Source organism: Chthonomonas sp. (genome assembly GCF_035294505.1).
GTDB lineage: Bacteria > Armatimonadota > Chthonomonadetes > Chthonomonadales > Chthonomonadaceae > Chthonomonas.
In genome coordinates, this window is sequence record NZ_DATGKU010000038.1 from 35,517 (window position 1) to 56,760 (window position 21,244).

Annotated in this window: 17 protein-coding genes; 9 read left to right on the forward strand and 8 right to left on the reverse strand. The window is 57.1% G+C overall.

Going from position 1 to position 21,244, the window contains the following annotated elements; genetic code table 11:
- The first annotated feature begins 62 nt into the window (after window positions 1-62).
- The 4 genes from VKV18_RS01520 to VKV18_RS01535 are packed head-to-tail and all read left to right on the forward strand — an operon-like array spanning window position 63 to window position 4,805.
- Window positions 63-359 carry a Dabb family protein gene (locus tag VKV18_RS01520; RefSeq protein WP_324202462.1) on the forward strand — a complete coding sequence of 99 codons (297 nt, stop codon included), beginning with the start codon at window positions 63-65 and terminating at the stop codon, window positions 357-359.
- Window positions 360-387: 28 nt separating this feature from the next.
- The gene (locus tag VKV18_RS01525; RefSeq protein WP_324202463.1) at window positions 388-1,212 is read left to right on the forward strand and encodes a class II aldolase/adducin family protein; all 825 of its coding nucleotides are present in this window, start codon (window positions 388-390) and stop codon (window positions 1,210-1,212) included.
- 15 nt (window positions 1,213-1,227) lie between these two features.
- Entirely contained in the window at window positions 1,228-2,364 is a 1,137-nt protein-coding gene (locus VKV18_RS01530; protein ID WP_324202464.1) for an LptF/LptG family permease, read from the forward strand.
- Window positions 2,365-2,381: 17 nt separating this feature from the next.
- Window positions 2,382-4,805, forward strand: a complete 2,424-nt coding sequence (locus tag VKV18_RS01535; RefSeq protein ID WP_324202465.1) for an alpha-L-rhamnosidase C-terminal domain-containing protein — start codon at window positions 2,382-2,384, stop codon at window positions 4,803-4,805.
- Window positions 4,806-4,819: 14 nt separating this feature from the next.
- On the opposite strand, the gene VKV18_RS01540 is transcribed toward VKV18_RS01535, so the two are convergent.
- The 7 genes from VKV18_RS01540 to VKV18_RS01570 all read right to left on the reverse strand — a co-directional run bounded on the left by VKV18_RS01540 (window position 4,820) and on the right by VKV18_RS01570 (window position 12,669).
- Window positions 4,820-5,677, reverse strand: a complete 858-nt coding sequence (locus VKV18_RS01540; protein WP_324202521.1) for an NAD(P)-dependent oxidoreductase — start codon at window positions 5,675-5,677, stop codon at window positions 4,820-4,822.
- Window positions 5,678-5,941: 264 nt separating this feature from the next.
- Window positions 5,942-7,414 (reverse strand): hypothetical protein, encoded by a 1,473-nt coding sequence (locus VKV18_RS01545; protein WP_324202466.1) that lies wholly within the window; start codon window positions 7,412-7,414, stop codon window positions 5,942-5,944.
- A gap of 15 nt (window positions 7,415-7,429) precedes the next feature.
- Window positions 7,430-8,041 (reverse strand): hypothetical protein, encoded by a 612-nt coding sequence (locus tag VKV18_RS01550; protein ID WP_324202467.1) that lies wholly within the window; start codon window positions 8,039-8,041, stop codon window positions 7,430-7,432.
- Window positions 8,042-8,057: 16 nt separating this feature from the next.
- The gene (locus tag VKV18_RS01555; RefSeq protein WP_324202468.1) at window positions 8,058-9,506 is read right to left on the reverse strand and encodes a PrsW family glutamic-type intramembrane protease; all 1,449 of its coding nucleotides are present in this window, start codon (window positions 9,504-9,506) and stop codon (window positions 8,058-8,060) included.
- A 4-nt stretch (window positions 9,507-9,510) separates the two neighbouring features.
- Window positions 9,511-10,626: a PP2C family serine/threonine-protein phosphatase gene (locus tag VKV18_RS01560; protein ID WP_324202469.1), complete on the reverse strand. Its 1,116-nt coding sequence runs from the start codon at window positions 10,624-10,626 to the stop codon at window positions 9,511-9,513.
- A gap of 6 nt (window positions 10,627-10,632) precedes the next feature.
- Entirely contained in the window at window positions 10,633-11,346 is a 714-nt protein-coding gene (locus VKV18_RS01565) for a hypothetical protein (RefSeq protein ID WP_324202470.1), read from the reverse strand.
- A gap of 15 nt (window positions 11,347-11,361) precedes the next feature.
- On the reverse strand, window positions 11,362-12,669 hold the full coding sequence (locus VKV18_RS01570; protein WP_324202471.1) for a protein kinase domain-containing protein: 1,308 nt from the start codon (window positions 12,667-12,669) through the stop codon (window positions 11,362-11,364).
- A gap of 424 nt (window positions 12,670-13,093) precedes the next feature.
- On the opposite strand from VKV18_RS01570, the gene VKV18_RS01575 reads away from it, so the two are divergent.
- From VKV18_RS01575 to VKV18_RS01595, 5 genes are read left to right on the forward strand one after another with little or no spacing between them, the layout of a single operon-like run.
- The gene (locus tag VKV18_RS01575) at window positions 13,094-15,166 is read left to right on the forward strand and encodes a DUF5693 family protein (protein ID WP_324202472.1); all 2,073 of its coding nucleotides are present in this window, start codon (window positions 13,094-13,096) and stop codon (window positions 15,164-15,166) included.
- Between the two features lie 5 nt (window positions 15,167-15,171).
- Window positions 15,172-16,281: a polysaccharide pyruvyl transferase CsaB gene (gene csaB / locus VKV18_RS01580; protein WP_324202473.1), complete on the forward strand. Its 1,110-nt coding sequence runs from the start codon at window positions 15,172-15,174 to the stop codon at window positions 16,279-16,281.
- Between the two features lie 52 nt (window positions 16,282-16,333).
- The gene (locus tag VKV18_RS01585; protein ID WP_324202474.1) at window positions 16,334-17,761 is read left to right on the forward strand and encodes a sulfatase; all 1,428 of its coding nucleotides are present in this window, start codon (window positions 16,334-16,336) and stop codon (window positions 17,759-17,761) included.
- Window positions 17,762-17,777: 16 nt separating this feature from the next.
- Entirely contained in the window at window positions 17,778-18,152 is a 375-nt protein-coding gene (locus VKV18_RS01590; RefSeq protein ID WP_324202475.1) for a hypothetical protein, read from the forward strand.
- Entirely contained in the window at window positions 18,130-18,813 is a 684-nt protein-coding gene (locus VKV18_RS01595; protein ID WP_324202476.1) for a hypothetical protein, read from the forward strand. Before VKV18_RS01590 ends, VKV18_RS01595 begins: the two co-directional genes overlap by 23 nt.
- Before the next feature lie 18 nt (window positions 18,814-18,831).
- Here VKV18_RS01595 and VKV18_RS01600 read toward each other — a convergent pair whose 3' ends face one another.
- Window positions 18,832-20,907 (reverse strand): ATP-dependent DNA helicase, encoded by a 2,076-nt coding sequence (locus VKV18_RS01600; protein ID WP_324202477.1) that lies wholly within the window; start codon window positions 20,905-20,907, stop codon window positions 18,832-18,834.
- Between the last annotated feature and the right edge of the window lie 337 nt (window positions 20,908-21,244).

Here is a 21,244-nt window from a genome sequence, read left to right on the forward strand (position 1 = left end):
ACGCGGAGGCGATGAGAAGATGGTAAAATAGAAGAGTCGAACCTTTCAGTGAGGAAGTGAGAGTGATCGAACACCTCGTGCTGTTTCGATGGAAAGAGGGCGTTTCGGAGGCGACGATAGAGGAGGTGATGCGCCGCTTGCAGAAGCTACCCCAGCAGATCGAGGGCATCCTCGAGCTGAACTGCGGGCGCGATTTCTCCGGCAGATCGCAAGGATACACGCACGCGCTTCGCGTGCGCTTTAGAGACCGCAAAGCCCTTGAAACCTACGGGCCGCATCCGGCGCATCAAGAGGTCGTGCAAAAGCTTATTCTGCCGAATGCTGCCGACATCCTCGCGTTCGATTTTCAAATTGAATAATTTAACTTATCATTGAGGACGATGACGTATGCGTATTCCAGAACCTTATCCTTCCTTATCCACTCTCATGACCCTCATCGGAGAGGCCGGACAACGGTTGGCCGAGATCGAAGCCAGCGAAGGCTCGGCCGGCAACATTTCCGTCTATCTCGGCTGGGAACTAGACCCTACGGACGAATTCCCTCTCAGTGAGCCTTTTCCCCTCCCAACAGCCGCCCCGGAGCTGGTAGGCCACGGCTTTTTGGTAACCGGAGCCGGCAGAAGGCTGCGCGAGATCATCCGTAATCCGCACGCTAATCTGGCCTATCTGCGCATTGAGGAGGGAGGGCGGCAGGGGACGCTCTATACGGCGCGGGAGCGTCTGTTTAAAACACCGACCTCCGAACTGAACTCGCATATCGCCGTGCATCGAGACCAGGTTACACGAAACGGCCTGAATTTTCATGCGCTCGTGCACGCCCAACCCTTCCATCTGGTCTACCTAAGCCACATTGCCCGCTATCAGGATTCGCTCTACCTAAGCCGCCATGTTCTACGCTGGCAGCCCGAATCCATCGTCAACATTCCCGATGGCATCGGGTTTTTGCCCTTCATGCTCCCCGGTTCCCCGGAACTGATGCTGGGGAATGTGCGGATGATGCGCGATCACCGCATCGTGGTGTGGGGCAAACATGGAGTGCTGGCCCGCTCCGACGTCTCGGTGAAACGCGCGTGCGACCTTATTGAATATGCCGAAACCGGGGCCCGCTACGAGTACATGAACCTTACCAACCATGGGCTTGCCGATGGTCTCTCCACCCATGAGCTTCGCATGATATGCGATGCCTTCAATGTGGATCAACATATCTTCTGAACAAAGAGAAGCCCTATGCGCATTCTTGCGCGCTACCTGCTACGCGAAATGACGGTGCCCTTCCTCATCGGGCAGGCCACCATCGTTCTGCTGCTCACCGGTTCCGTGCTTTACAACAATGCGCAGGTTTTCCTTCAATTTCAGGTTCCGCTGACCTACATTGTGCGCATCACGCTCTTTTTTATCCCGTTTTTGGTGCATATGACCATGCCGGTGGCCATGGCCGTGGGGGCCTCGCTTGCGGTGAGCCGCCTGAGCCGCGATTCCGAGATCACCGTGTTGCGCTCGGCAGGTATCAGCGTGATGCGCATCTTTACCCCCATTTTCGTCATCGGGTTTGTGGTCTCGGTGGTGGACTTCTATTTTGGAGAGACGGTGGTGCCGGCCTCGATTATCCGCTATCAGGAGGTGGTGGGAGAGCTGATCACCCATCTGAAGTCGCTTACGCCCCTGGCCGGCCAGTCGTTCGTCTCTTCCGATCAGAACTATGTGGTGGGAGTAGGCTCTATGATAGCCCGCAGGGGCTATATCGAGCTGCACGATGTGGAGATCAACGCCAGCGCACGCCTTATCGGCAGTACACAGCCGTTTGTGGCAATCGCCTCTTCGGGGCGCTATCAGAACGGTGTCTGGACGCTCTACCGTCCGCTTATCATCTCTTTCGACCCCGAACACCCCGATCGCCCTCTGCTGAGTTGGCCGCAGGAGGTTCGTTACACCATTCCGGCAGACCCCCAAGCGTTTCAGAACGGCATGGTGTTGCAGATGCCTATGGGGCAGCTGGCCACCTCCTCCATGTTGACTCTGCACCAGCTTGGCCGGCAGATCGCGGCGGAGCGTGCACGGCACATCACCGACTATCGGCTTATTTTGGACTACTACTTTAAACTCTCGGTGCCCTTCTCCTGCCTGGTGATGGCGCTCTGCTGCCCTCCCATCGCCATGCGATTTGGGCGCTCCGGGGGGTTTGGAGGCACGCTGCTCTCCATCTGTCTCGTCTTCGTCTACTGGAACACGCTGCTCCTGTCCCGCATTTTAGGCTCTCCAGGCCCCCAGGGCAGTCCGCCTCTGCTGCCGCCTTTGGTGGCCGCTTGGTCTCAAAACGTGCTGTTCTCCGCCTGGGGCCTGTGGATGATCGTTCGTAGTGAATAGCCTTTAAGGAGGTTTTTATGCCACGTATCTCTCTTTCCGATGACCCCTATACGTCGCTTTATGCCGATAAGGGGTGGCCCGACTTCGGCTCCTGGCCATGCCGATGGATTGCCCTGCCGAACCCTGGCGTACCGCCGTTTGTGGTGGCCTACCGATGCCGCTTTGAACTCAACGAACCGGCAACTCTGCGCTTTCATGTAACCGCCGATGAGCGCTACGACCTGTTTCTGGATGGGGTGCGCATGGGGCGGGGAAGCGAACGAGGCGACGTGTTACACTGGTTCTTTGAGACCTACGAGGAGACCCTCCCTGCGGGGCCTCATGTGTTGGTGGCGCGTGTGTGGACTCTGGGGCAACGAGCGCCCTATGCCCAGATGAGCCTACACCACGGCTTCTTACTCTCCCCTCAAGAGGAACCGTTTTACGACCTTATCGGCACCGGTAGAGCGGTGTGGGAGGGCAAACGGCTGGGGGGCTATACGTTCCTAGACCCGCTGGCGGCCTGGGGGACCGGAGATAACCTGCTCCTAGAGGGCACGGCGTTTTCTTGGGGGTTTGAACGCGGTGAAGGTGATGGGTGGCTACCGGTGGAGGCGCTGGAAGCAGGGGTGGATGCCAAGCGGTACGCAAACGACCATGCCCCGATGCACCTGCTGTTGCCGGCCGCCTTGCCGCCTATGATGGAGAGAGGTTGGGAGCGAGGGCGGGTACGGCATGTATCCGCGGTGCCCTCTCTGCAGACAAGCTCTCTGCCGGTGCGTCAGGCCGATCACCTGGCGGAGGAGGCGATGGCCTGGCAGCAGCTTTGGAGCGCGCAACAACCCCTCACCGTTCCCCCACACACGCGACGCCGTGTGCTTTTCGACCTGGAAGATTATGTGTGCGCCTATCCGGAGGTTGTGGTGAGTGGCGGACGGGGCGCGACCCTGCGTCTCCACTGGCAGGAATCGCTTTTCAACGAGCCGGATGCCAAAACGAAGGGCGATCGCAGCGCCATTGAGGGCAAATATTTCGTAACGCTTTGGCACTTAAAAGAGGGGATTGGCGATACGTTTCTGCCCGATGGGGGGCGTTCGCGCCGTTTCGACACCTTATGGTGGCAGGCAGGCCGCTACCTTGAAATCGCCGTCGAGACAAAGGAGGAGCCTCTGCTGCTGGAGAGCCTTAGGCTTTATGAGACGCGCTATCCGCTGGAGATGGAGAGTCGGTTCTCCTGTTCCGATGCGCGTTTAGAGGAGGTGACGCCGTTGGCGCTGAGGGCGTTGCAGATGTGCTCTCATGAGACCTATATGGATTGCCCCTACTATGAGCAGCTGATGTATGTGGGCGACACGCGCTTAGAGGCTTTGGTAACCTATGTGATTACCAAAGACGACCGTCTGCCCCGCAAGGCGCTTCGGCTTTTCGATGCCAGCCGTCTTCTTAACGGGTTAACGCAGTCGCGCTACCCATCGCGCGTACAGCAGATTATTCCGCCCTTTTCGCTTTGGTGGGTGGCGATGATCTATGACTACGCTTTATGGCGCGGCGATCCGCCCTTCATTCGTTCGCTGCTTCCTGGCGCCCGCGGCGTTATCGAGTATTTTCTCACGCATCGAGGGGCCGATGGCCTGATGCGCGGGCCGCTCGGTTGGAACTTCTTGGACTGGGTGCCAGCTTGGAGGCACGGAACCCCACCGGACGGGCAGTGGGGGGTGAGCGCCTCGTTGAATTGGCAGTTGGTTATGGCGCTTAAGATGATGGAAGCTCTGGAACGCTGGCTGGATGAACCGGAGCTTGCAGCACGCTATAAGCGGCTTGCAGAGGAACTGGCTTGGGCAACGGACAAGCACTTTTGGGACGAAGAGCGCGGTCTTTATGCCGATGATCTGGCGCACACCTCTTTCTCCGAGCATGCGCAGTGCCTCGCTTTGCTGAGCGGACTCCTGCCGCAGGAGCGTCACGCGCGATTAGGAGAAACGCTTCTTCCCGCAGCCTCTGTTCCCGCGACCGAACTTCATCGAACGACCATCTCGTTTACCCATTATCTTTTTGAAGCCTATCGTGTTTTGGGACGACCGGATGCGCTTTTGGAGCGGTTGGCGCTTTGGTTCGACCTCAAAACCATGGGGCTTTGCACCACCATTGAGATGCCCGAGCCGACGCGCTCCGACTGCCATGGTTGGGGAGCGCATCCCCTCTACCACTATTTCACCACGTTGCTCGGCATTCGTCCGGCACGTTTTGGGTTCGACCGCGTGCGCATAGCCCCACAACCGGGGCCGCTGAAATCGCTTGCAGGGGTGCTGGTACATCCCAAGGGGGCTATAGAGGCCGAGTTCAATTTTGCTGAGGGCGCCCTTCGCGGACGTGTGGCGCTGCCTGAAGGGGTCAAAGGCACGCTTGTATGGGGTGGGCGAGAGCTGCCGCTGCTTGCCGGCGTGCAGGATGTGAGGCTTTAAGCGGCTGCCATGCGCTAGGAGCTTTTAACGTAGTGGCGCCAGGAGTGTTTGGGCTGCCAGCCGAGGAGGCATTTCGCCTGACTGCAGTCCACGAGGGAACGGTAGGGGTTTTCGGCGAGGTAGGCCGTTTTATCCTGTTGCCAGGGATGATCGGGGAAAAAGCGGCGAACGGCCTCTTCGGTGGGAATGGGCAGGCCGGTGTCGTCGGCGGTGAGAAGAAAACCGGCATGGAGAAAGCCTTGTGCGGTGAGGGCGAGCAGTCCCGCTTGGCACACGTCGCGCACGTCTACATAAGCAAAAAGCTCGGTGCTATAACTTTGCCAACGCCCCTCTTCGGCCGGAAACCAATGACCGGCATAGTGGTCTTCACGGGTCACAAAGGTGGGACGTAAGCAGGCGGTCACCATGCCGTAGCGCTCGGAGTAGGAGCGGCAGGCCTCTTCACCCAAATGTTTTGAGAGCTGGTAGGGCGTCATAGGGTGATGAGGATGAAAGTCGTCTACGGGCAGGTAGCGCGCCTTGCCGAATCGGCCTACGCAGCCGATAGCATTGATGCTGGAGTAGAACACAACGCGCTCGATTTCAGCTTCGTGCGCCGCGATGAGTACGTTCAAGGTGCCGCGCACATTCACATCCAGCACATCCGCCTCGGCGCCATAGCGGTCGTTGGGGATTGCGGCCAAATGGATGATGGCATCCATGTCCTGCACCGCTTTGCGTAATGCGTAGATGTCACGAATGTCACCGGGGATGTGTTCCCACTCGCGGTGGCGCGCAGAGCGCTGATCGAAAGTTCGCACCTCATGGCCGGCTTCCAACAGGGTGGCCACCTGAGCCTGTCCGATAAAACCTTCGCTACCGGTAACGAGCACGCGCAACGCTGTTCTGTCCTTATAGGCAAATGGTTTGAAACGGTTACCGAACCGAAATCTGTCTTCCATTATACCCGCGCACCGGCTGTTTAGACGATGCGCTTCGCATTTAAGAAAGAAATTTCATGAACTGCCACAGGTGGCACAATTTGAAAAATCTCTCTTTTGCTCTTAAGGGCAGGGGAGGTTCTGCCGAAAATCTGTTTGCGTCCTGCCGGTGGGCGTTGGCCCATCCGTCCATCGGCAGGGCTTCTGCGTTTCGGGCTACTTCCGTTTTGCTTTTTCGAGGCACTCTAGGGCGGCCCCAAAGAAGCCTAGCGCGATACCTATCTCCACAAGCCCAAGCACGATGCGCCCTAACTTCGGTTTCAGGCTACGAAAGAGTTGTATCGCCGACTGCCAAGGCGATGAAGGCTTAGGCAAGGGTTTTAGGGGGAAGTGCCAGGGTAGCGGATTGGGCAGAGGCATTAAAGGGAGATTCTGCGACGGAGAGGAGTCGGAGAAAGCTAGGCGTGTGGCCGTCCATATAACAGGGTAGGCCTTGGCAGGGGAGCCAGCACTCGGCGCTGTGTACACCAGGCCGCTTACCTCGCCATTGTCGTTCACCCCTTGTGCGACGGAGCTTGTGAAGCTATCGGATGAGTTGGGTGGGGTCGGTTGAATCTGTTGGAGATCGGTGAACTGCCATTGCCCTGAATCTACATCGAGATGCCATAGCAGGGCATGTTGCGTTGCGCTTTGGTTCTGAGGGTCGGAATATCCAACTCCGACGACGTAGTTTCCGGCGATTTGAAAGGCCTCGCCATACCATCCGGGCGGTAGGGGAAGCTCGTCGCAGGAGGTCGAGGGCGTGGATAGGGAGGAGATATCGGAGGGCACTCGCCATAGCAAGGGATGGTTGTTGCCTTGGGCATCTACCCCATATCCTACGACGGTGTTTCCGTCTATGGCCTGTGCATAGGAATCGGTGATGTCTAGATACACAGGGATAGCGAGAGAGAGATCGCAATGCCAAAAGGTTGTGTTATCGCTGGCAAGCTGCCATAACATGGCGTGCTGTTTGTTGTCCGCAAGCAGTTGGGCATAGCCCACAATCCTAGAAGAACCGACGACTCCGGTCGCACAGCTGTTTGCGTAGCCTTTCGGGTTGATGAGGAAAGGCCCTTTGTAGTTGTTGGAGCTGTCTTTTTCCCAAAATGCGGCTGAGAAGTGCGTAAGCTCTTGACTCACGGTGCCCACAACCAGCGAAGCATCGCAGTCATAGACATCATAAGTGCCGGATGGCGGTTTCGGAAGCGGATGCTCTTCCCAGTTGCCAGTTTGCACGTTTTTGATCCAAACCGAAAAATGGTTATTCAATGGACCTAAGAGGCTGCCATTTCCCACAATGAGGCAGCCGCCGTGGGCGACTATTGATGGGAGGGGCAGAGATATCCATTCGGATAAAGGGATGTTCTCTGTGGTGACCGGCACGTTATTCAGATGCCATAGCTCCATCGCAACATGGGAGGTGGCAGAGTCTTTAGCCAAAATCACCGCCAAATCGCCGTCGAGCAGGCAATCGGAGAGAATGGGGTTTTGCGAAAGAAGATAGGCATGTTGAGGGGGTGAAGGCGTTCGTGTGATGGGGGCAGCGTTCGCGTGTGATAGGCCGATGATCCATCCCAGGCAAGTAATGAAGATTCGGGTGAGTTTCACGGCGAAGCCATCAGGCCGTTGTAAAGGGGTAGCTCTCATCGTCCGTGTTTCCTTTCAGAGCGTGCGTATGCCGAGCACAAACAGGGTTAGGGCGATGAGGAGGTAGAGGATTCCCTGTAGCTTTTTAGCCTGATAAGGCGTGTTATGCTTTTGGATGGCCTGTATGAGGCCGTAAGTAACGCCGTAGAAAAAAAGCGGGAGCCAAATGCTTTGAATGGAGATGACCGATTGAAGGATGAAAGCAAGGGAGGTAAAGGCGCTGACGACCAGGCTAAGCGCTGCGGCTATGAGCCAAGGCTGTACATTTTCCTCCTCTGCTTTCTCTTGTTGCTTTTTCTCTTTATTCTCACCCTTCAGCGCCAAGGCGAAAGCCCAGCTCTCTACGGCCCAACGGGCTGCTTCCGGTGTCATAGAGCGATTTGTAGTAAGCTTCTGGGTCATTTTATTGATCAGCCCTTCAAGCGCTTGATCGCTTTTAGCGGAGAGCAGCTCTTTGGGCACGTCCTCTTCCAACGCCATCATCAAGGCGTTTACCTCAGGCTTGTGCATTCCGCGGGCGTAGTCGCACAGAAGGGCACGACAACGCCTGCTCTCTTCGTGGATGGCGGTACCGTAGGTGCTTACGATATCGGCCAGTATTTTGCGCACTGAATCGTCGTATGCCATAAGCTCTGTTCCGTTCCTATTGTGAATAGCCGTTGTGTTTCAGTCGCTCCTTATAGATGTAGGAGGTGATGCCCGCACTGATAAGAATGCCCAGCAGGCCAAACGGGGAATCCCAAAGACCGTGGAGCAAGACAACGATGAGGAACGCTTTTAAGAAACGCGGGTCTTTCACGGCCTTTTTAAGACTGCGCCCGCTTTCCCAAAACGCCGCACAGAGAATGCCCGTCCAAAGACAGTGGCCGTATGGGGAGAGCAAATTGCGGAAGATCAGGTTCAACAGCATGGCAACCAACCCTTGCTGCGAAAGATTAGGCAAGATGAGGACCCCGCCAGGTATTTTCTTTTCGAGAAGAGTAAGCGAGTTGTGAATGAAGATGTCAAGCCCATAGCCGGCAGTCTCTGCCACGGCAAAGCCAAAACCGGCGGCCGTTCCAATAATCAGGCCGTCCATGGGTTTATCGTATACGGGGTGTTTCCAGCGCCAAAAGGTAGCGAGCAGTTTGGCCGGCTCTTCCCAAATGCCTGCGAGAAACATAATAGGCGGCATGCCGAGCAACACCTGCGGCAAGATGGTGGCAACCATCCCCAAAGAACCACCGAGCAGAAAGGTGATGAGAAGGGTGTTGATGGAGATGTTGGAGGTGTTGTAGGTTTCAACGATTCGCGTAAGCACCACAATGGGAACCACCAAGCTAAGAGCAATAAGGGCGACAGGTAAGAGATGGAAATTGTCTGTCAGGGCAAAGAGCAGGATAAGCAGCCCCGCGAGGGTTCCCACAACCACTCCGTTACGAGTGGGGGCTGGCATGTTCTGCAGGAAGCCGATTTGTTTATTTTGCTTTTGGGCCAGCTGTTGGTTAATAACTCGCAGATGAAGGTTGCCTAGCTGGAACTCATCGTTTGGGCGCAGAGGTACGGAAGCAACGTTTTTGCCGTTAACCTTCAGCAGATCGCCGGAGGCTCGAATGAGGATGTGGTCATCTACAATATCGAGTTCGATCTGATCGGCCGGGAGCTGGGGGGCGGGCAGCACAAGGCCTGCAGGAGGGGCGCCACCTAGCGTCAGATGGCTATGGGTGAGAGCGAACTCTTGACCCGCGTTTGGGCCGGAGATAATGCGAAGGTACCATCCGCTCTTGAGCGGGACGCTCAAGAGCGGCTTGATCTCGACTGTGGTGTTTCCAAACTGAATTTTTACATCGGGTTCGATTCGCACCGTTTGACCTGGTGCCACCACATAACGGCCTTTTCGTGGCGATTCGGCAATCCAGTCTATGGGAGACAGGTTGGTGATGCCCAGCACGGAGTCGTCGCCTGGCTTTGCGCTGACGCGGGCAACCACCTCGTCGGCCGGGCCGGAGGGAAAGTGAGGAAGGTCGTTTCGTCGGAACTCGGTACCGTATCGCAGTACGAAGTGACGTCCGCCGGGAACAATAAGTTGGCAAGGTTGTTCAGGTAGAGGCATCGTTTCATTCTCCTACAGAGGGTTTTGTAATGGGTTCTCCGTGCTTTGGAGGCATTTTTTTGCCGGTTTTAGGAACGCTTTGGGCAGGCTTAGGCCGCGAGATAGAGGGTGGTATGGAGATGTGTTTTGGCTTGGGAGAAGGCCACCAGTGAAAGATGGCGGCGGTTAACAGGGCACCGATCGCCAAACCGAGGAGAAAGGCCGGCCAGGAAAAGGGCTTTCTTCGCGGCATATCTCTATCGCTGAGCCGAACAAGCGGGTTAGCTGAGGCGATCAGTAATACGGTGATATCATCGCCGCTCCCCTCTCTTGATGTATCGCTTAGCCACGTTTCGAGGTTGGTCTTTACATCCTCATCGCGTCCATTGGCAAGCAGACCGGCCAGATCGGTGGCCGCTTTGAAAAAGCTCTTCTCGTCCACAAAGGAGTTGACATAGCCGTCTGTGGAGAGCATGATCATCATCATGTCGTTTCGACAAGCGTTCAGCGTGGCAAAGCGAAACTCTTGGGCGGCATCCTCCATGCATAGGGAGGTTGTTTCATTGGCGATATGGCGCGCATCCTTAAGAATCGGGCGCGTAACCTGCCCGTCTCGATACACGACGAGTGCATCACCATCGCCTATTTGGAGGAGGGCGATGTGGTAGCCCGAAGCGACGAACGCGAGCAGGGTGGTTCCATAGATCAAAAAAGGATCGGCTTCAAGCGTATCGCGAGGGGTCACTTCCCCTTCGTTTTGTAGAGCCTCTAACTCCGCAGCGGTGATGGGGTGTTCGTAGAAGTGACTTCTTACTTTTTCACGCCATCTTTCCACAATGCGTTCGGCACTTCTTTGCAAGCTTTTGGGGGAGAGAGGGGCAGGGGGTCTGTCGGTTTTAAGGAGTTCGCCCAACACCTCTACGGCGGTCTCAACCGCAAAGCGGGCGCCGATGTCGCTGCGAAAGCTTCTTGCGCTGCCGTGCCCGTCCGCCAAAGCGGCGACGAGCCGTTCTGCGCTCTCGGTTTGGGAAGACCATAGGTGAGCGTCTTGGCAGGGAAGTCCGCGTACCCGATGCAGAGCGCCCTGTACCGACGTGCCTAAGATTTTCCACTCGCATTTTGGTGAAGTGCGTTTGTCCATGGGGTTTTACCAGACCAGGTCGTCATCGGGGGGCGACACGTCATGATCCTTATGATCATCCTGATCATCCAGTGCGTCGCCGTGGTGCAATAGGTTCTTTTCTTCCTCTGGTTTCGGAGAGGATGCGACACGAATGGCCACCGTGGATGCCCAACGGATTTGACGCACTAGAGATTCCGGGTTGTTTGCAAGCAGCGGTTGAAGCTCAGCATGGCCGATGAAATCCTGCAACATGCGGAGGTCGGCATCTTTGCCGATGGCGATGGCCATTCGCACCGCCTTCTTTCCCCACTCCTCGCTCATAAGCTCTTGAAGAGCGGTTTTGTAATCGTCGGTGGCTTGGCCGTCGGAGGCAAGAACGAGGACAGGGGGCAAAGCCCTTTCGGGCATAGGAGGCACCTTTAGCTGCTCGGTGACGAGGCGAAACGCTTTGCCCATATCGGTTACCCCATCGGCGGTGAGGTCGCTCCAAACGAACTGCTCGATGGGCATGGGGTCTTTGATGTGCCAGTCCGCCCCGGTGGAGAAACGGACGGCTCGCACCAACATTTTGGCGTTCGCGTTCTCGGCAGCGGCTTTCTGCATGTGAGGGATGGCTTCGCGAATGGCGTTGTTCAGCGCCGCCATCTTGCCTTGTGCTGCCATAGAGCCGGAGCAGTCAAGAATCCAAATAAAATGCAAAGGGCGCGATGCAACCTCTCCGCCTGGTCGTTGTAACATGGTTTCCTCTCCAGTTTAAGTGATATCGTTGATGAGTTCGGCCTGGCTTTGGCCGAATTGAAGCTTCATGCCGGGAAGCAGGGCGATGCTGCGTTCAGGCTCTACCACCCTCGGCTCTCCGGTGGGAGCAGTAGCCCCCCAGCTGAAGGGAGAGAGGTTTTTGAGGCCAAGGAGCGCAGGGTTTTTGGGGTGTGATACCACGCAGCCAACCGGCTCGGAAAAGTCGTAGAGTCGCTCCTCCTTGATATGATGGGGATAGAGCTTTTTCTCTAGGCTTAACACGACTCGCTTATGGTGAATCTGAAGGTAGAGCAGCGATTCGTGTTCTCTCCGGCATGCCCAGCAGGTCGGGTGCCCTTGAAAGAGGCAGATATTTTCTGCCCCACAATGGGGGCAGTTCCAGAGGGCATCGCGCATGTCACAGAAAGCTCCTTTCCACTCACTTTCTCTGGCCCGCCGATAGGGGTCTGTAAGGCCTGCTGTGAACGTTCGGGTAAAGAGTTCTTTGAGTGCCGAAGGAAGTATTTCCCAAAGAATCAGAGCGTTGTCATGAATCCCCGGAACCGGACGATTGGAAGCGTCGTCAGGGTCGAAAATAAAGAGAGGTTCGTGCCCGTAGAGCCTAATCATCGCCTCGAAATCGAAACAGCGAATCTGCGCCTCCCTCGCCCCGTCTAAGGGGTGGTTGAGCACCAAAAGGGTGAACAGGAGAACGGCAAGGGAGTAGAGATCGGTTTGGATAGAGGGAAGTGCCTCGCCTCGCAGTATCTCCGGTGCCATAAAAAGAGGCGTGCCTATGATTTGAGAAAATTCGTCTAAGCCTTCTGGGGTCACGTTATCGCAGTCGCAGATGAGCGTCTCGCCGGTTTGGGGGTCAAAGGCGATGTTGCCAAAAGAGATATCGCGATAACAGTAGCCTATAGAATGCAGAGTAAGATAGCTGTTGGCTGCGAGATAGCCTACGGTGGCGAGCACATACCAGGAGGGGTCTACCTTTCGGCTGAGCACTTTGCTCGGTGAGACGTAGTTAGGAGGGATCAGAGGCATGAGATAGCCAAACCCCGATCCGTTCGGCAGAGCCACCGTATCGAAAGGCCAGATAAACTGTGAGGAAGGGCTGCCCTCTTCGATGAGACGCTGGATGTTTGCTTTTTGTAGGTCGGTCGCAAACTGCGGGAAATACCACTTCACGGCGTAGGCCTGGTCGTCGAGACGGACCTTGTAGACCTCTCCCTGCGTGCCGCTGCCCAGCAGACCCTCCACGATGCAAGGCGAGCGTGCGAAACAGGCCTTTAATGTCTGCCCTTGTTGTAGAGTTTCCATACCTTGATTTCCTAAAGACCGACTCTACTGGCCGTTTTTTCGTCGGTCGGAATACATCGCCCGATGACACAGGGATTATACAAACAGAACGTGAAATTATCGTGATAAGTCTAGATAGAAAATTAGAATAATTTATATTAAGTAATAGTGGTACAGAGCGGAAAGGGAGCATCCGGTTTGCCTACAGGAGCGGGCGAGAGGCCTAGGGGCGCCCTCATATTGATTTTTTCCTGCCCTTCGTGTAGAATAAGGCCTCAAGGCCGCCGTTTTGAAGGCGAACCGGGGCCGAGAAGAAGCCGTACCGTTGAGAAACACCGGCTCTACCGCGTGGGCAGGGCCTCCTGAACCTGGTGTGCGCCATCATGGCCTCCCCTCGGGCAGGGTGGGCGGCACTCTGCCCCCGAAAAATACCGTAACACTGAACATGAGACGATCACCAATTACCTGGCTGTTTCTGGCCGTTGGTCTGCTTGCCGCCCTCGTTGCCACCTATCGCCGCTTCCACGTGGAGATGGCCAATCGGCGTGTGGCTTTGGGGGTGGAGTATGCAGAGGCCGATCAGCTCGCACGCTTCGCAAATGTCCCGCTTGCTAGCGTTTTGCAGGATTTTAAACGTCAAGGCCTAAGCGCGCTCATCCTCACCGAGGATACGCCCATGTTGCTCGAAACCACCGGCGCCATACGCCCTATCTTCGAGCCGTTGCCGGATGGTCACTCCTATACATTGGCCGTGGTGCGCAGCGAGAGCCTGCTGACACGCATTGGGGCGGCACTGCGTGCTCGGGGGATTGTGGTTACCGACTACCCCTCCCCCCAATCGTTTCCCGAACCGCACGCCGGCATCACTCGGTTCGTTGTAGACCCGCAAGTTGCGCCCCACGCGGCCGCCTTAGAGGCCAACCTGGACTATGCCCATATCCGAACGCTTGGCATTGGGCTGCCTCCGCTCGGGGTTGCGGCTGCCAAACAGGCAGGCTTGCAGATCGTCGCCCGCATCGCCAACTTTCCAGGGGTCTCGAAGGCCACGGCCGCAGCGGTTTTACAGAGCCTTGTGGCCCAAGGGGCCTCGGTGGTGATCTTCAACGGCGATGAGGTGCTGGGCTACCGCGGACAAGAGAAGGCCGTTGCGCCTTTGCTTCGACCGGCTCATGGCATTGTCTACGGCGATATCGAGTTCGGCAAGCAGAAAGGAGTGACCGATCTCACCCAGGCTTTGAAGGGAGACTATGTGCGGGTTCACAGCATTCTGCCGGCCGAGATGGGGCAAATGAGCGATTCGGCCATGGTGGAACGGTTTGGGTTGGCGGTGCGTGAGCGCAACATTCGCCTCTGCTATATCCACCTGCTTACCGATGCCGGCTCGGATGCGGTGGCCCAGAATGCGCTTTATATTAAACGGATCGCGCGACGTATCGAACACGGAGGGGCATGGACGGGCGGAGGTTTTGCTTTTGGCCCGGCACATCCTTTTCAACGGCTGGAGATTCCCGTGGGGCTTTTTGCTCTCATGGGGCTTGGGGTAGGCGCCGGCGTGGCCTGGATGTTGGCGCTGATTGTGCCGCTTTCCAAACGACAGGAGCTGGTCTTGACTATCGGTTGCGCCGTGGTTTTTGGGTTTCTCGCGCTGGTGCATGTTAAAGGACGTCAGCTTACGGCGCTGGCCGCCGGCATCGCTTTTCCGGCCATCGCCTGCCTTAGCTTCTTGCCCGACCCAGAATCGACCGCCCCTACCTATCCCAACGGAGAGTCCCTACGTCGTGCCATCCGCACGCTGTTGCAGGCAAGCCTGCTTACCCTGCCCGGCATCTTGTTGGTGGTTGGCCTGTTGGCTTCGCGCCTCTTCCTTACAAAAACCGATCAGTTCCTCGGCATTAAGGCACAGCATGCCATCCCTATCCTTCTGGTAGCTCTGGTGCTGTTGCAAGGAGGAAAGGCGCGTGCAGGGGAGAGTTGGCCGGTTTGGAGGGAGCGTGCCCTGTTTAAGCTGCGCAGAAATCTCAATGAGCCTGCTCGCTACAGCATTCTGCTATTAACCCTAGTGGCTTTGGCCGTATTGGCCATCATGCTCATTCGTACGGGCAACGATGCGGCCGTGGGGGTAAGCCCGCTGGAGTTGAAGTTTCGTGCCCTGTTAGACCATCTTCTGCCGGTACGTCCGCGCACGAAGGAGTTTCTCATAGGCCATCCGGCCTTCGTGTTGGCCTTTGCTTGGTGGTGGCGAGGGAGAAGGCGATTGGCCTTGCCCACTTTTGTGGTGGGCAGCATCGGGCAGGTCTCTTTCCTCAACACGTTCTGCCACATCCATACCCCGCTCATCGTTTCGGCATGGCGAGGGGGGCTAGGCATTCTGCTGGGAGGCCTCATCGGAGCGGCTCTTTTCTTAGCGGTTGAAGCGCTTTTTCCGCTAAAACCCGCTGAGCCGGAAAAGCGTTCTGAAATGGAGGTTTCCGATGGGCGACCTGCAGAGCCGACAAAAGCCTCTCTTCCTGTTCCCTAAGGGCGATGATGAGGCCGTGGCGATTTGTGCTTTCCGGCTACTATGGTTGCGGCAACGCGGGCGATGAGGCGGTGCTTGCCGGCATTAAGGCAGGGTTCCAACGGCTGGCAGGCGAACGGGTGCAGCTCTTTGTGCTTTCGCAAAACCCGCAGGCCACCGCCGCTCTCCACGGCCTCGACGCCGTGCACCGTATGCAGCTGGCCCCGGTAAAACAGGCGCTACTGCAAAGCGATATGCTGCTCTGCGGGGGCGGCAGCCTTCTGCAGGACGTTACCAGCCTCCGTTCGCTGCTTTACTATCTGTTGGTGATGGCTCTGGCACAACGCCTCCGTAAGCCGGTGATGTTTTTTGCACAGGGTTTGGGGCCGCTTCGCCGCGCCCTCTCGCGCCGGCTTGTACGCGCTGCTGCCGAGCGCGCGGCCTATATCACCGTGCGCGATGAGGAGTCGGCCCAGCTGCTTCGGCAGATCGGCGTACGTAATGCTTCCATCGAAGTCACCGCCGACCCTGCTTTTTGCCTGTCTCCCGATGCCTCTGCAGAGCCGCTTCTCAGAGAATGGGCTTCCTTGAAGAGGCCGCTTATCGGGGTGGCCCTCCGCGCGTGGGGCGCTGCCGGCGAGCAGTCCGCTCGGCCCTATCTGCAACTGCTTTCCGCGTTGGAGGCCGTCTGTGAGGCGCAGCCGATCCTCATTCCCATGCAGCAGCCGCAAGATGTCGCCTTCGCGCGTGCCTTAGTCCATCAAAGCGGCTTTGCCCGTCCGACTCCCCTTCTCGATCAGGCCACAGCGCCTCATCAACTGCTGAGTGCTATCGCCCATACCCAGGTGACTATCGCCATGCGCCTACACGCGCTCATTTTTGCCGTCCGAGCCGCTGTGCCGCCATTTGCCCTGCGTTACGATCAAAAAATCGAAAGTCAGATGCGCCTCTTTGGACTGGAGCAGAACATCGCCCACTGGCACGATTTCGACCCCTACGAGGTGGCCGAAAAGGTGAAAGAGCTATTGGCCCAACAGGCCATCTATCAGGAGAAGCTATCCACCGTGAGCCAGGCTATGGAGGAGCGTGCTCTGCGGAACATGGAGATCGCCTTGAAGGTTATCGGCGCCTGTTAGGCGAATTATATGCTAACCCCCATTGCCCACTTTTCTAGAAGGAGCCTTCGTTATGACAAACGTGATTCTCATCAGTCTGGATACCACACGCGCAGACCATCTTAGCTGCTACGGTTATCATCGAAAAACCAGCCCCCATCTCGATCAGATCGCCGCCGAAGGGGTGCTTTTTACGGATTTCTTTAGCCCGCATATTCCCACCTTCCCCGGCCACACCACCATGATGACCGGCAAAGACATCTATGCCCATCAGGTAACGAGTCAAGCAACGCAGCCTGAACCGGCGGAAGGCGTGCGGATGTTGGCGGAAATCTTACGGGAACAAGGGTTTTTCACGGCAGCGGCCGATAACTTAGGGCGTTGGTTCGCCCGCGGTTTCGAGTATATCGAGCCTTACGGATGGGATACCTCCAATCGCAACGAGCTGCGCAAAGGCGAAGCCGTGCTGGCTGCGGCTCTTCGCGTGCTGACGCGCGCCGCCAATCAAGACAAACCCTTCTTCCTCTTCTTTCACTTCTGGGACCCGCATACCCCTTATCTCCCGCCGGCACCGTTTAGCCGCATGTTCTACGCAGGAGATGAAAAGGCCCCCGATAACCCAAGCATGGATGCGGTTTGGGAGTTTGAGGCCTTCAATCGCTATTTTGCCGAGTGGATGCCGGATGTTACCGACATTGAGTTTCCGAAGGCGCAGTACGACGCCGAGATCGCCTATCTCGATGCCTGCCTAGCCCACCTTATAACCCATCTGGATGCCCTCGGGCTGAGCGAGGATACCTGCCTCGTCATCACGGCCGACCACGGCGAAGAGCTGGATGAACACGGATGCTGGTTCGATCATCACGGCCTGTACGACACAAATGTGCATATTCCGCTGATCCTTCGATGCCCGGGGCTCCTTCCGTCCGGCGTACGAATCGGGGGGCTAACCCAAATGCTCGATCTCGCCCCGACCATTCTCGACATCCTCGGCTTGGGAGACCTCGCCGAGCGCGAGGGCATGATGGGCCGAAGTCTTATTCCCCTCATCCATTCCCCCTCCTCTACCCAACGCGGTACCACCGACTGGATACATATTACCGAGAACACCTGGATGAAAAAACGGGGCATCCGCACCGCAACCTGGAAGCTGATCGTTCCACTGGAAACCCCCGACCTTCACGGCCGCTCCGAGGTCGAACTCTACGATCTAACCAACGACCCCGGCGAGCTAACCAATGTGGCCGAGACCTACCCGGAAGTGACCGAGCAGCTCAAGGCAAAGCTGGAGAGTTGGGTGGCACGCCGTGTGGAGGAGACCGGACTGCCCGATCCCCTGCCCATCCAGCCAATCCCCCTACGACGGATTGGACGCATGGATGCGGCCTTGCCACGCGATAAACGGCTTACCGGGGAAGAGAAGGAGCCAAAGGGCGACGAGAAACAGCCGGAGGGAGATTTCATCGGCTACGAGCGGGAAGAGGCGCAAAAGAACGGCTAAGACGAGGGGGTGAGCGATGCATCCGCGTTTTGCACGACCGAGGAGGCTGCACCAAGGCGTCGAAAAGGTTTTGCTGATGCTCTACCTCGTGCTGCCTCTAACGGCAACCTCTACTCCTGCCGACAAGGCCTCTTGGATTCCGGTGCCCCTTATTACCAAAGCGATGCGCGATGCCGGCGTTGCGCCGGGAGGAGAGGGCGCACAGATGATCCGCACCCTCGCCATCTCGCAAACCGATCCCAACTTCCTTATGATGGGCACCGATGTAGGGGGCATCTATCGCACCCTCGATGGCGGCAAACATTGGCAAGTATGCATGGTCGGCTGGTACGCACGAGGAGGGAACTACTTCGCCATAGACCCTCGAAATGCCGACCGCTGCCACCGGTAAAACCATCTTCGCCGGGCAACCGCTGGTCTACACGCCCATTTCTATCGCAAAGCAGGCCGATCAGTTCCGAAACGATAGGGGCTGGTTTGGCGATAAGGACCACACTTTTGCCAATCTGCCTGTGGGGCGCCATACCTTTGCCGGGGTGCTCTACGACGTATACGACTTTCCTACCTCTCCGGTACCCAACTGCATCATGCTGGGAGGCAACGGAGTGCCGGGCAATTTGCCGGAGGAGGTAAGAGGCATCGCCGTCAATCAAAAGGCCGACGCGCTCTTCTTCTTGCAAACCGCGCGTATTGACCGGCGTCGCAACAGCGATGAGCTTCGGCAGGGCAAGAAGTTTGAGATGGCAGACTATGTGGTGCACTATGCAGACGGGCAAACGGTGAAGATTCCCATCTATTCGGAAATAGATGTGGAGAACTACCGGCAGTCGCAACCCACACCGATTGCCGGTGCCCAGATCGCGTGGGAAGAGCGCTATCCCGATGGCTCCTACGCGGTCGCCTATTCTATGCAGTGGAACAACCCGCGCCCCAATGTGGAGATCCGCTCGATAGATTTGGAGTACGGGCCCGACCGAGTGGGTGTGCCCGTGCTGCTGGCGGTGACGGCGGCCACGGTGCCGGCCTCATCTGAGCAATCTGCTCGGCGATAGCGGAAGAGGGGAGAGCTTTTAAACTCTCCCCTCCTTCCAAAAACGTTCCACGCGAAACCACTTGCTGGCACGCGAGGCAGGCGGCAGATGGCGCACAAATTCGGCTCCGTAGCCGCGTTTAATCAGTCGCGTATCCAGAATGCAGACGATGCCCCGGTCGGAGTGAGAGCGGATTAGCCTGCCAAAACCCTGCTTAAGCTTGATCTGGGCGATGGGCATGGCGAGATCGCGAAACCAGTCGCCCTCTTGCTCGATGATCTCTTTTTGGCGGGCACGCATGATGGGCGAATCGGGCACGGCGAAGGGAAGACGGTCTATGATGACGCAGGAGAGCGCTTCACCGGGGATGTCCACCCCTTCCCAAAACGTCTGTAGCCCTAGGAGGCATCCGTTTTGGCTGTTGCGGAACGCCTCTAGCAACATGCCGGCGGGCATCTCGCCCTGCACGAAGAGGGGGTAGGGCACCAGCAGTCGAAGTCGCTCCTTCACGGCGTCGAGCATGGCGCGGGAGGTGAACAGAAGAAACGCGCGGCCCTCCGTAAGGTTCAAAATTTTCACGATCTCTTCCACGACCTGCTCGACATAGCAGGGAGAGGGTTGGGCGGCCGGTTCAGGAAGGTGTGCGGGAACATAGAGTAACGCCTGCTCTTTATATCGGAAGGGACTGCCCACAATGCGCTCGATGGCGTCTTCTGGAATGCCGAGGCGTTTTCTCAAAAACTCAAACGAGCCGGAGGTGGCCAGCGTCGCCGAGATGAGGGTAACGCTTCCTGTTCGGCGCAGCAGGCGCTCGCTTTGCCACAGCGCCTTGTCCAGCACCTCGGCAATGGAGACAGGGGTACGATGCAGCACCACGCGCGGCAAGGTAGTGCTGCCCTGGGCTTCCCGTGTCTTGGCGGTGCGCACGGTGTCGCCGTAAACCTCTACCCATCGAATATGGTTTTCCTGTTGTTCCGAAAAAAGCAGTTGAAGCTCTTCGCGCGCTCTACCGCAGAGGTGACCAAGCCCTTCGGCCACATCGCGTAGGCTTTCATCTTGACGGGCGATATCCAGCAGCTCCCCTTCCAAAGCCCGCAGGCTATTCATCAGCAGGGCTGCCAATTCGCCCGCTTGATGTAGTTTCTGCTCGTCCAACCCCTCTTCCAAAAGACACTCCGAGCGTTTGCTCTGTGCGAACAGGTTGAAGAGGTCGGCATTCATCTGCTCCAGCGCCTGCAGGCGGGTTCTATCTATGTCGAGGTCGTTTCGATAGCCGATGCGTTCAAGGAGATTCGGCAGTCGCCGTGCGCTATATTCAATGCCGAAAGTTTTGGTGGCCACGTCCTCTAAGTGGTGGGCTTCATCCAGAACCACATGGTGGTAGTCCGGCAGAATGCCGGCCTCCGGCTCGGTGTAGCGAAGCGCGAGGTCGCTCAGGAACAGGGCATGGTTCACCACGATGATCTCGCTTTCGGCGGCCTCGTGGCGCATGCGATAGTAGAAACACTCCTCATAGAAACGGCACTCCTGGCCGCGGCAGGTATCTACGTTGCTGGCGATCTCGTTCCAGGCAGAGAAGTGGAAGGGAAGGTCGCTTACATCGCCGCTGCAGCCCGGTCGGCTCTGCCAGCGTTCCACCTCTTTAAAGAGCGGATCGCCGAGGAGAAACAGGTTGTGCCTTGCGTTCTCTAGTTCGAGCTTGCACAGGTAGTTACCGCGTCCCTTCATGAGGGTGGCACGAACCCGCCCTTTGGCTTCGGGGAAAAGGCTAAGTGCCAGAGGGATATCCTTTCGAATGAGCTGTGTTTGCAGCCCGATGGTGTGTGTGCTAATAACCGTGGTGCGTCCCTTCAGGGCTTCGCGTACGGCCGGAATAAGATAGGCGAGGGTTTTGCCAACGCCGGTGCCCGCCTCTACCAAACAGACCTTACCCTCCTCCATAGCCTGCTCTATGGCGGTAGCCACTTCGAGCTGTTCGGCTCGAAACTCGTAGCTCTTCAAGTGGCGGGCGAGAGGCCCTTTGGGGCCAAAGAGCTTTTCTAACGAGATGGTTGCGGTCAACCTGTGCTCTCGCCGCCCCTTTCTATTGCCCTCCGACGTTTTCTCTTCCGACACTTCACCCTCTCCAAATAACAGTCTCTATCATTATACTGCGCTGCAGCAACAGGAAGAAGGAAATTTATAGGGGGTTAGCGGGAAACCCGTTGGCAGAGCAAGCGTGCTGTGAAATGGCGTTCGCCTCTTCTTGCCCCCTTAAATCCACTACGGCTCGTCCGCAAAGCGGTCGGTGGTACGCCTGTTTTGTGTGGGAGGTACACGTAGGGGCGGGTTTCAAACCCGCCCCTACATATTTCTTTCTCAGGCCGGTTTTGAGCCTATTTCAACCCAAGTGATACGGAAACGTACGTCAAAAAAAGAGCTGTTTGAATATGTAGTCGCAAACCATCACTGT